The 12,887-nt window shown below is 39.6% G+C and carries 7 protein-coding genes; all 7 read left to right on the top strand.

Annotation, left to right across the window (positions count from 1 at the left end):
• Nucleotides 1–19 precede the first annotated feature (19 nt).
• Nucleotides 20–1,285: a glycan-binding surface protein gene (locus OM074_RS12105; RefSeq protein ID WP_301199748.1), complete on the top strand. Its 1,266-nt coding sequence runs from the start codon at nucleotides 20–22 to the stop codon at nucleotides 1,283–1,285.
• A gap of 21 nt (nucleotides 1,286–1,306) precedes the next feature.
• Nucleotides 1,307–3,568, top strand: a complete 2,262-nt coding sequence (locus tag OM074_RS12100) for a hypothetical protein (protein ID WP_301199746.1) — start codon at nucleotides 1,307–1,309, stop codon at nucleotides 3,566–3,568.
• A 204-nt stretch (nucleotides 3,569–3,772) separates the two neighbouring features.
• Nucleotides 3,773–5,152 (top strand): glycosyl hydrolase, encoded by a 1,380-nt coding sequence (locus tag OM074_RS12095; protein ID WP_301199744.1) that lies wholly within the window; start codon nucleotides 3,773–3,775, stop codon nucleotides 5,150–5,152.
• A gap of 9 nt (nucleotides 5,153–5,161) precedes the next feature.
• Nucleotides 5,162–6,361, top strand: a complete 1,200-nt coding sequence (locus OM074_RS12090) for an AGE family epimerase/isomerase (protein ID WP_301199743.1) — start codon at nucleotides 5,162–5,164, stop codon at nucleotides 6,359–6,361.
• On the top strand, nucleotides 6,351–7,334 hold the full coding sequence (locus OM074_RS12085; RefSeq protein WP_301199741.1) for a cellulase family glycosylhydrolase: 984 nt from the start codon (nucleotides 6,351–6,353) through the stop codon (nucleotides 7,332–7,334). Before OM074_RS12090 ends, OM074_RS12085 begins: the two co-directional genes overlap by 11 nt.
• Before the next feature lie 17 nt (nucleotides 7,335–7,351).
• Entirely contained in the window at nucleotides 7,352–8,731 is a 1,380-nt protein-coding gene (locus OM074_RS12080; protein WP_301199739.1) for a cellulase family glycosylhydrolase, read from the top strand.
• A 246-nt stretch (nucleotides 8,732–8,977) separates the two neighbouring features.
• Nucleotides 8,978–12,550, top strand: a complete 3,573-nt coding sequence (locus tag OM074_RS12075; protein ID WP_301199737.1) for an autotransporter-associated beta strand repeat-containing protein — start codon at nucleotides 8,978–8,980, stop codon at nucleotides 12,548–12,550.
• Nucleotides 12,551–12,887: the final 337 nt, after the last annotated feature.

The raw sequence follows: 12,887 nt of genomic DNA, 5'->3' as shown, positions 1-12,887 counted from the left end.
AGAAATAAAAATTATACAAATGGAAAATAATATAAAACGCATATTCGTAGCATTGGTTGTTATGGCAATATCAAGCATCGGAGTGATTTTTCAATCATGCGAAGAATATCCAGATGAATATGAAATAACAGGAGGGGTTCCTACTGTTGATTACATAAGAGTATCAGACCCGGAGAAATCAGATTCCTTAATAGCAAGTGCATCGCTGAACCAAACAATAGTTTTAATTGGTGAGAATCTTACCAGTATAAAAGAAATGTGGTTTAACGATAAAGAAGCGTATTTAAATACCAGTTTTATTACTTATAATACCTTGTTTGTTACCATCCCAAATGAAATTCCGGATGTGGTTTCAGACAAGATATACATGGTGGCCGGGAAAGATACGGTATCTTATGATTTTAATGTGGTAGTTCCTGCACCTGCTCCCAAGTCAATGCTTTGCGAATTTGTAGCAGATGGAGAAGAGGCTGTTATCTATGGTAACTACTTTATCAATGACCCTAATGTTCCTTTACAGGTGTTCTTTCCGGGAGAGCTGGAAGGAGAAGTGGTTAGTGTAAGTGATGATTATGATGAAGTTGTGGTGAAAGTTCCTTCCGGGGCAAGTGTTGGGCAAGTTACCGTAAAAACGATCTACGGATCAGCTCGCTCTTCTTTCTTTTTCCGCGACGACAGGAATTATATTTTAGATTGGGACAACCTGGACGCTTCCGGAGGCTGGAGGTCTGGAGTTATTGCCAATTCAGATCCTGTAGGTATCAACGGTAATTATGTTCGCTTTTATGGAGAAATGCCAGGGAAGGCTGGCGATCTTTGGGATGAGGATAAGTTTGCTTTCAACCTTTGGAATCAATCTAATGGTAGAGCTGATGTTCCTTTCTATGATGGGGATTTGAGTGCCGCAGCTTTAAAATTTGAAGTCAATATTCCTGAGTCATGGAGCTCTGCTGCTTTGCAAATGATATTTACCCCTTATTCAGTTTCAGGGAATAATGAATATGTTGCAAATGATGATGCAACAAAAACATATCTGAGTAAAGACTTCCCCCGTGGATTATGGATGCCTTGGGTTAGTTCGGGTAGTTATATGACGGATGGTTGGACAACAGTTACAGTACCATTAAGTGAATTTGTTTACGATAAAGATGGTAAGGCATCTGAGGCTACTTTGACAACGGATATGTTAGGAGGTCTTACATTCTTTGTATACCATGGAGGTGTTGATGGTTCAGATTGTACAGTTCATATGTGTATTGATAATATCAGAATTGTTCCCTTGTAGTAATCCTAAGTAAAATTAATTATGAAGAAAACAAAATATATAAATAAGATAGAGTCTGCTATCCTTGTGTTTTTTATAGGATTATTTGGACTAACACTTACTCTGACATCGTGCGAGGATGATGATGATGGAGTAAGTAATGAAACCGAGCTGTTAAGTTATGGCCCTATGCCTATTCAGCGTGGTGCAGAACTAAGGTTTATAGGTAATAATTTAGATGATGTTACTTCTATCATAATTCCTGATGGAATAGAGTTAACTAGTGCTGACTTTACTGAGCATACAGCCAAAAGTATTAAGCTAATTGTTCCGCAGGAAGCAATCGAAGGACTTCTGGTATTGAATTATTCAGAAGGTACCATTACTACTCAGACTCCAATTGGTTTTAGTGAACCAATATCTCTGGAAGCATTTGCGGTTTCAAGTATTAAACCGGGTGCTGAATTAACTTTAACAGGGGATTATTTAAACAGAGTTGCTGAGGTTATTTTTACCGATAGGGTAGTTGTGGATAGTGTTGATTTTGTTAGTAAATCCCGTAAGGAGATAAAATTAATTGTACCTGCAGAAGCTCAAACTGGTAAAATTGCAGTATCTAATGGAGCTGAAGATCCTATCATTATTTATTCTGAAGAGGAGCTTAATATTGTAATTCCGGTTGTTTCCGAAGTAACACCAAATCCGGTTAAGCCAGGTACTGCACTAACTATTACAGGAACAGATCTTGATCTGGTAACTGGCTTTGCTTTGGGTGGAGATGTTAATGTAACTGAGTTTGAAAGTCAAAGTGCTACAAGCATAGTGATGACAGTACCAACCAACGCAAAAAGTGGAGCAGTAACATCTGTGTTACCATCAGGCATTGAAATTGAAGTTGGTGATATCGCTCTTATTGAACCTACTGCCGCCATTGATGAAATAAAGGATTCCTATGGTGTTGGTGAGATGGTTGTTTTTGCAGGAACAGATTTGGATTTAGTGACCACTGCTACATTTACAGGGGCAGAGGCTACTCCTGTAACAATAACAGATGGAAAGATAAATCTGGAAGTATCAGAAGCTGCCCAAAGCGGTGCAATTACATTAGCCACCGCCAATGGTACTGCAATTACGGTTGATGGTTTTGTGACAACTAAGCCTGTTGCCACTTTCCCATCCGATGCTACACCGCTGGATGAATTAAGTATTGTATCGACTTTAGGAGGCAGAGTGAAATCAGTTATGTTTGGTGACCTGGAAGCTGAAGCAACTGCTTCCGGCGATGGTTTTAATGTGGTAGTTCCCCTTGAGGCAGAGACGGGCAGTGTAACCATGGTAATGGACAATGGAGAAACTGTTGCTGCAGGAAGTATTACAATTAACACATTTACCTTTTGTGCTGTTTCTGAATTTGCTTCAGAATCAACAACTGTTGGAGAATTATTGGAGTGTGCTGTTGTTAATGGCGAAAATCTTACCAATGTGCTTCTTAACGATCAGGATACACCATATTTATTGGTTGGGACAGTACTTTATGCTGCTGTAGGAACTAATGTAGGGGATAATAAAATTACCTTGGTGTCGGGCACAACAAATGTGGATTATACGATAAAAGTTGAAGCCTCAGGTTTGGTTGAAACGGTATTGTATAATACTCCTGTTGAGCTGACCAATTGGAGTGCGAATTATGAATTGAATGTTGACTTTTCTGGTGCTCCGGCTGATTCATATGTGCGCATCCGATACACCAAGACCAACGATAATCCTCAAATGAAAATATTCCATGGTCATTGGGGTAATGTTTATGATGGTACAACTGATGAGAATTTAGCCATCCTGGCATCTTCTGATTATATTGATCTGCCAGTTTCATTGTTCCCATTTAGCGATTGGGGTTATTCAATTATCCTTCAGGGCGATGGTATGATTATTTCATCTATTTCCTGGGTAAAGGACTTCTCTGCACCAAAACCTATTTGGGAAGGTTTATTCGATTTGGGTAACTGGCAGGGAAATCAGGATTTGGCCTGGGGAAATTATGATTGGTCAACCGTTACAGCAGGTCAGACACTGTACTTCTCATTCACAATGAATGAAGGTAATGATTGGGGTTGTCTATCGCTTCGTCATGGTGATAGTTGGGGAAATCTGCCTACCGAGGGCTCTGGTCAAATTGATTTTGGCCCATCTGATACGCAGGCAACCTACACACTGACACAAGCTGACATTGATGACCTGGTTGCAAATGGAGGCCTTGTGATAACAGGAGCAAACCTGACTTTGACTAAGGTGGCGCTTAAATAATCCTCTTGAATTTTCAAGGTATAATGATTGCCAATCTAAGATTTAATCCTAAATAAATAGAATTGTTTTTGAGTTTTAGCTTAAGCGGGGTTGTGTTTACAACCTCGTTTTAGCTATTACAAAATTTTAAAAGCTTGATCCTGGTTTAAAGGTTAAAAATTATTGCTGCAGGTTATTGCAGGTCTTAATTTCAAAAGAATATTTATGAATAAAATATTGGGTTTATTGATATTTCTTGTGCTTGCAAGTTGCACAGGTGAAAGTGGGGGTGAGGAACATGAACCACCAATGTTAAAAACAAGCACTCCCGAAAATGGGGCTACAGGTATTACATTGGATACTCAGGTGGAAATCGTATTTGATGAAGTAATTTCTTTGGTTCAAAATCATGGGATTACCATTAATGGGGAACTTGCTGATGTATCATCGTCTCTAACAAAACTTAAGTTAGATGTCAGTTTGGAGTATAACACAACATACGAAATCATTATTCCGGCAGGTGCTGTAATAAATACTTTTAATGTGCCATTGGCCGGTAAAATTCAGCTGTCTTTTTCCACAATAGAAGAAACAATAATAAATATTAAAACAAGTCTGGTAACTCAAAATCCATCGCCAGAAGCGATTAATGTATATGGTTTTTTAAAGGATAATTATGGGGTAAAAACCATTTCGGCAGTCCATGCCAATGTTGCATGGAATTGCAATGAAGCAGAATGGGTAAAAGAACAAACCGGAAAGTACCCGGCAATGACAACGGTGGATTATGTGCATCTTCCTGCCTCCCCGGCCAACTGGATTGATTATTCACAAACATCCTTTGTTGAGGATTGGTGGAGTAACAATGGTATTGTTTGTGCCAATTGGCATTGGATTGTACCGCGTTACCAAGGAGATACGGATACCAATAACTTTACTTATAAACCGGAAGAAACCATCTTTAGTGCAGAAAATATTTTAGTGGATGGAACCTGGGAAAATGAAGTGGCAATGGCCGACCTGGAAAAACTGGCCGGTTATCTGCTTCTGCTAAAAGAAAAAAACATACCTGTCATATGGCGTCCTTTGCATGAGGCTTCTGGTAATATATATAATTATGCCAATGGAAAAGCCTGGTTTTGGTGGGGCGATAGCGGTGCAAGTGTTTACAAGGATCTTTGGAAATTGATGTTTAGCTATTTTAAAGATAAAGGGTTAAATAATTTGATTTGGGTATGGACAACGCAGACTAACGATGATGCATTTTATCCGGGTGATGAATATGTTGATATCATTGGTCGGGATATATACAATACCGGTGATGCTGAGGAAATAGCTTCACAATTTACTGAAATACAGAAGATTTATACTGATAAAATAGTCACCCTTAGTGAAATGGGTTCTGTGTCGGAGATGTCCAGCCAGTGGGGCAAAGGTGCTCAGTGGTCGTATTTTATGCCCTGGTATGATTATGCAAGGACTAATGATCCGGGCGAGGCTGACTTTCAGGAAACAGCTCATGAACATGCCAATGCTTCATGGTGGCAAAATGCAATGCAACAGGATTTTGTAATTACCCGGGATATGATGCCATCGTTAAAATAAGGAATTGCCATGATAGAGGAATTAAAAAATAATGTTGTTCCGCAACTACAGGAAGAATTACAAAGTATTTTGGACTTTTGGATTTCTAACGTTCAGGATGGTAATCATGGTGGCTTTATAGGTGAGATAGATGGTAATGGGTGTCGTAACGACAAGGCAGATAAAAGTGCTGTATTAAACACGCGTTTGCTATGGACTTTTTCCGCTGCCTATAACTTATATAAAAATCCTGTTTATCTGGAGATGGCCGAAAAGGCCTATGACTACTTAGTTGCCAATTTTTGGGACAAAGAGAATGGAGGACTGGTTTGGTCTGTAGATTATAAAGGAGAAGTTAAAGACAGTCATAAACAAGCCTATGCCCAGGGCTTTGGTATTTATGGTTTTTCTGAATATTATATGGCTTCAGAAAATAAGCAGAGCCTTGAGTATGCAATTGAACTGTATAATTTGATTGAAAACAACTTTAAAGATGAGGTGTATGGTGGATATATTGAAGCTCTTTCGTGTAGTTGGTTGCCCATGGAGGATATGCGTTTAAGTGCCAAGGATGCCAATGAGCCAAAATCTATGAATACCCACCTGCATATTATTGAACCCTATACCAACCTTTATCGGGTATGGCCAGATGAGGGATTAAAATTGCAAATCAAAGATCTTTTAAAAACTTTTCGGGATAGAATAATCGATGGTAGTTCGTATCATTTTAATCTGTTTTTTGATGTAGACTGGGCAGTGAAGTCGGATATAGTTTCTTATGGCCACGATATTGAAGGAGCCTGGTTGTTAAATGAGGCAGTTCAGGTTATTAAAGATGAGGAATTAATAACCATTATGAAAGATATCTCGCTAAAAATGGCAGATGTTACCATACAGGAAGGCTTAGATATGGATGGTGGAATTTTTTACGAGAAGGAAAAGAACCATTTGGATACGGATAAGCATTGGTGGCCTCAGGCAGAAGCGATGGTGGGATTTTTAGATGCTTACCAGAACTCTTTTGATATGAAATACCTTGAAGCAGCAAAAAATAGCTGGACTTTTATTCTAAACCATATAAAAGATAAGGAAAAAGGTGAGTGGTTCTGGAAAGTAAATAAAGAAGGTATTGCCGACCCTGTTCCGCCAAAGGTAGGTTTTTGGAAATGCCCATATCACAATTCCAGGGCGTTAATAGAATCAATTAGAAGAATTAAGCATGAGATATAGTTTAAATATTTTTGCTTTTCTGACAGGATTAATATTTGTATTATTTTCTTGTCAGCAAAAGGAGCAAATAAAAGGGTTCAAAACAGTCGGGAATCAGCTTTTAGATGCCAACGGAAATGCATTTGTGATGCAAGGGGTAAATGTTCCCTTTGCCTGGCATTATAATCAATCCTACCAAGCCCTTGATAAAATTGCTGCTTACAATATAAATTGCGTAAGAATTGTATGGGAGAGTCAGTTAGATCCATCAGGATTGGATAGTGTTTTGCAAAAGTGCATCCGGTTAAAAATGATTCCGATGGTTGAGCTGCATGATGCTACCGGCGACTCTACAGGCACAAAGCTTTATCAACTGGCCAGGTATTTTGTACGGCCCCAAATGAAAAACATCATTAAAAAGTATGAAAAACACATCTTGCTAAATATTGCTAACGAATGGGGCGACCATTATATAACAGCAGAATATTGGAGAGATGCATATAAAAAATGTGTTTCTTTACTACGTCATGAAGGATATAAATCAACAATTGTGATTGATGCCCCGGGATGGGGACAAAATAGCGAACCAGTGATATTATATGGACAAGATTTAATAGATAGCGATGCGGAACATAACCTGTTGTTTTCGATTCATATGTATGGTTCGTGGAATGATGAAGCAAAAATAAGAGACGACTTATCTAATTTAAATCAGATGTCGGTTCCTGTTATTGTAGGAGAGTTTGGATATAATTACAATAGTGGCGACAATAACTTAAATTGCAAGGTAAACCATAATCAGATTATACAAACATGTAATAATTTGGGAATGGGTTATCTGGCTTGGTCCTGGACTGGGAATAATGAAGAAAATAACTGGCTTGATATGGTACTTTTTCAGGATTGGGAAACGTTGACCTGGTGGGGTGAAGAATTATTGAATTCAGATAATGGGATTAAAGCAAGCTCTAAAATAGCATCAGTTTTTGAATGAAAATTATATTAAGGTATATGAAAAGCATAAAACATATTATTGTCATTTTATGGGTAATTGCTGGTTGTACAGCATGTTCAAGTTCAGAAGGGGCATCAAAGCCGGCACCTGTATTTAAATCAAGCATCCCGGCCAATAATGATCACAATGTTAACTTGTCTTCCATTATTGAAATTGTTTTTGATGAGGTGGTTTCCTTAGCACCTGATCATGGGATTACGGTTAACAATACTCCGGCTTCGGTAGAATCCAGGTTCACCAAACTGATTTTTAATATCAATCTGGAATACAATACAAATTATACTATTGTGATACCAAAGGGTGGAGTTATCAATACTTTTAATGTCCCTTTAGAGGAAGCTGTTGAAATATCATTTACCACCAAAACAGCACCGCTTATTAATGAGCAGGCAATGGAATTTGTTTCAAATATGGGGGTAGGCTGGAATTTGGGGAATACCCTGGATGCAAAAGGCGATGACGAAACGGCCTGGGGAAATCCCAAAGCTACAAAAGAATTGATTGATGCAATATGCCTTAAGGGATTCAAAACTTTGCGCATTCCGGTTACCTGGCAATACCATATGGGTAGCGAACCTGATTATTTAATTGAGAGCGAGTGGCTCGACAGGGTTGAGGAGGTAGTAAATTATGCATTGGATAATAATATGTATGCAATCGTAAACATACATCACGATGAAGAGTGGATTATCCCTTCTTACGAAAAGCTTAATCTGGTAAAAGGTCAATTGGGGAAAGTATGGACTCAAATAGCCACCCGTTTTAAAGATTATGATGAGCACCTGATATTTGAAAGTCTGAATGAACCACGACTAATAGGTTCATCTGCCGAATGGACCGGGGGCACGGCCGAGGGACGCGATTGTATCAATCAATTCCATCAGGCCAATGTGGAGGCCATTAGGGCAACAGGAGGTAATAATCAGGAACGCTATATCATGGTTTCACCATATGCTGCATCTTCAGCACAGGTAGCCATAGATGGTCTTGAGTTACCCTCTTCTTCAAACCTTATTGTATCAGTACATAATTATTATCCATACAATTTTGCGCTTGCTTCCAATGATTATGTTACCGAATGGGGTACGGAAGAAGAAAAACAAGCCATGGATGCTGAACTGGATAGAGTATATCAAAAGTTTATAGCTAATGGTGTTGCTGTGGTAATGGGAGAGTGGGGCAGTTTGCATCACAATAATTTGGACGATAGGGTGCAACATGCCGGGTACTTTGCCAGTGGATGTGTAAGTAGAGGTATTTGTCCGGTTTGGTGGGATAATGGCAATTCAGGTGAGTTTGGCATCATTAACAGAAATGATTATATATGGATATTCCCGGATATAGCCGAAGCTATTGTTGCTGCAATTAAAGAGTAATACTGATAGATTATCATTTCTTTTATTTTAGAAACTTGATTTTATCCAAACCTGCACCCTCCAACTACCAAATGGGGAAATTCTTATCCCTGTTCTCTTCATGTAAAACTGGTCGGCCAGTAATAATATTTTATACCAACACTATATACGTACAAAATTCCATTGATTTGTACTATGGTTTATATCAATCGTTAGGGTGAAAAGCTAATTTTGATAACAATCAGCTATAGTTAAACAAATCAATAAATGAATAAAATCTACTTTTTAGTCGTTGCATTGCTTATTTCTCAATTGGCAATGCAAATAAATGGCCAGCAATTGGCTTTTCCCGGAGCCGAAGGGTTCGGAAAATATGCCGTAGGAGGCCGATATGGATCGGTATATCATGTTACAAACCTTAATGATTCAGGAACGGGATCTTTAAGAGATGCGGTTAGTCAGAGTAATCGAATAGTTGTATTTGATGTGGGAGGAGTTATAAAAATTGGCTCCACCCTAATTGTAAAGTCAAATATTTACCTTGCGGGGCAAACAGCTCCTGGCGAGGGTATTACCGTTTATGGTAACAGGGTGTCTTTTTCCGGTGCAAATAATAGTATATGCCGTTATATGAAGTTTCGTATGGGCGAAAAATATGGCGATAGTGGTAAAGATGCTTTGGGTGTGGCCAATGGTGTCAATATGATTTTCGACCATTGTTCCATATCCTGGGGACGCGATGAAACCTTTTCTATTAATTGGGATGGGAAAGGAACTGAACCTGCCAACATTACTATTCAAAACTGTATTATAGCCCAGGGGCTGATGAGCCACTCTGCCGGAGGGTTGATTCAAACCAATGGAGGCGTTACTTTATATCGCAATCTGTATGTGGATAATGACACCCGGAATAATAAGGTTAAAGGTGTTAATCAGTATGTGAATAACCTTGTTTACAATTGGAGAAGTGCTGCTTATATCATGGGAGGCGATTCGGAGGGGCATTCTTACGCCAATTGCGTGAGTAACTATTTTATTAAGGGGCCTGATGATGGTAGTGTTCCCCTGAGTGGTGCAAATGAAAACTTTCATCTGTATGCAGATGATAACTGGTATGATGGTAATAAAGATGGTTCTTTGAATGGATCGGAAGTGCCATTCAGTGATTATTCCGGAGGTCCTGATTTCCAGGATGAGCCTTATGATTACCCATTGTTGCCAACTGTTGGGGCTGATGAAGTTTTTGAGTCTGTCTTGCCTGGAGTAGGTGCTTCATTGCCTTGTCGCGATTATGTGGATTATTATGTTGTAAATGAGGTTAAGTCATTGGGTAATAATGGTAAGATCATTACATCAGAGGAGGAGCTTCCTTTTGGAGCCCCCGAAAGCTGGCTTTTATGGTCGGGAACAGCCCGTGTAGATAGTGATAATGATGGTATTCCTGATGAATGGGAAAATAACAATGGCTTAAATGCTTCATCTTCTGCAGATGCCATGGCAATAGCTTCAAACGGTTATGCAAATATTGAAAACTATATTAATAGTATCAGCCAGGAAAATACACAGGCCTATCTCAGGAAACCTTTGAATTTACGGCTGGCCTCATCCACCCAAACCTCCTTAACGCTTGAATGGTATGATTATACCGAACAGGAAGAAGGGTATATTATCGAACGTGAGGTTTCTGGAGTGTTCACCCCAATTGGTTCTACTGTAGCAAATGTTTATACTTTTACTGTAACAGATTTATCTCCTGAAGAGCAGGGTACTTTTAGGGTAAAGGCTTATAACTCCTCTATAGAGTCAGAATACTCAGAAACATTAACATGTAAAACCTTGCCGGTACCAGTGGAAGTGTTGGATATTGAGAGTTTTGTTGAAGACTTTAGCTGGAATGCCACCGTTAATTATAATTGGGATGAAACAACCGCTAACTGGCTGGCTTCAGGTGAATCAACTACATATTCAGAGAACAGTGCCGTGTTGTTTGGGAATATGGAAGGAGATCAGAGTGTTACTCTGGCTGAGCAAGTAGAGCCTTCGGCTATGGTTGTTGATGCGGATAACGATTATACTTTTTCGGGTAGTTATCGTATAGCAGGAGGTGCTTCTGTAAATAAAACCGGTACAGGAACTTTAACTTTGGCTACCAATAACTCGTACACAGGGGCAACGGTAATACATGATGGGGTGCTGCAAATTAGCAGGCTGGCCAATGGTGGGGCAAGAAGTTCTATAGGAGCCTCCCAAAATTACGATTTCAATTGGGTATGGTTAGGGGGAATGATCAATTATACCGGTACTACAGTATCCACCGACAGAAGTGTTGCCCTGGATGGAACAACAGCGTTTTCTGTTCAGGAAGCAGATGCCACAGTTACCATAACAGGCAATATTGGCGGACAGGGAGGTTTAACCAAAGCCGGAGCAGGAAATTTATTTTTAACTAACGAAAATCCATACGCAGGAGAAACAACGGTGTCTCAGGGTACTCTGGAATTAAATGGAATGACTGCCCTGACAAATACTGCAGGAATGGGAACTTCTGGCAAGGTTGTAATGAATGGAGGCAGGTTAAAACTGTCAGGTGGTGAAAGTGCCAATTACGAAACTTATACTTTTGGAATGGAAGTAGCTGCCGGTAAGCATAGTTATTTTCAAGTGGACCGTACTTGCTACCTGAAGGGTAATGTAAGTGGAGAAGGAACATTGGATTACGATATCTATTATGTCAGGGAGTATATACAAGGAGACTGGTCGTTATTTAGTGGAACCATAAATGCAAATGGTCTGGGAACAACAAGTGATGGTAACCAGTTTTTATTAAACAATACCAAAGGTATTCCCAACGCCAGGGTAGTCACCTCCGGAACAACAAAGATTATATGCTGGAAAAATGCCAGTACCATGTGGTTGGGCGGTTTGTCCGGAACCTCCGGAACAATGCTGGCAGGAGCCGACAAGCAAAATAATTCGGCTACAATGACCTGGGTTGTAGGTGGTGCAGGTACCAATGAAACATTTCATGGTGTAATTAATAATGAATGTTCTAACCGAAACTACAACGGAAGGACTTCCATAATAAAAGAGGGAACCGGTTATTGGAGATTGACAGGTTATAATATTTATTCCGGATCAACGCGTATTACTGATGGTAAACTTATCGTGAACGGAACAAATACCTCTACCGCCGCAACCACAGTAGAAGGGGGTATGCTGGCTGGACAAGGGCGCTTGTACAGTAGGGTAACGGTTCAGGCAGGTGCAGGGCTCGAACCCGGGGATGGAGGCATCTCCACTTTATCTGTGGCAGGTTTAACCCTGAATAGCGGTAGTTATGTTAATATGGATCTGGACGCAACAAACACCTCAAATGATAAAGTGTCTTCTACTTCCGGCGTTTTATATAATGGTATATTGAATTTGAACATTACCGGAGAATTAAAGATTGGTGACTCCTTTACGCTCTTTTCTGCATCAGGCCATACCGGTAGTTTCGAGGAAATTGTGCCGGCCATTCCCGGAGATGGAATGCAATGGGATTTTACCAACGGAGTTCTTAGTGTGGAGGCAGCTACTTCAGTTTACGAGAACAGCATTTCTTCTATGAATATTTACCCAAATCCGGTTCAGGATCTTTTACATATTGATTTGGGACCGGATTATGCAGAAGTACAATTGTCATTAGTTACAGCTACGGGTAAAGAGGTGTTAAACCAAATATATAAGGGTGGGGAAGATATCGTTTTACCTGTTGAACAGTTGCAAAGAGGGATTTATTTTATAAACCTTGATGTTGATAAGGTTAAGATAACTGGATTTAAAGTTATTAAGAAGTAAATAGAGCTTGCAGGAACTAAATAAAAAAAATAGGTATGATACGTTATATCAGATTAAATGTGCCAGGGTTTAGTTTCTACCAGAAAACTCATGGTTCCTAAGCTCACCCCTTTGATTCCTCCCGTTTGATCGGGACAAGCTCTAAAGGAGTAAACTCCAACGCACAGTTCGGAAGTAACTTCCTTTAGGCATAGGGGTGTGGGAGGGCCAACAAAAATTTTAGCAGTTTTTTTGCAGCACCTATTTACATGAGGATCGGATCTGTATAGACATCGTGAAAATCAGATCCGTTCCATTCGCGTATAAATCTTACAGATTATTAACCTTCAGCAAAAAC

It is taken from the genome of Plebeiibacterium marinum (assembly GCF_026013615.1).
GTDB classification, from domain to species: domain Bacteria; phylum Bacteroidota; class Bacteroidia; order Bacteroidales; family Marinilabiliaceae; genus Saccharicrinis; species Saccharicrinis marinus_A.
This window is presented reverse-complemented; position numbering and strand designations above follow the sequence as displayed.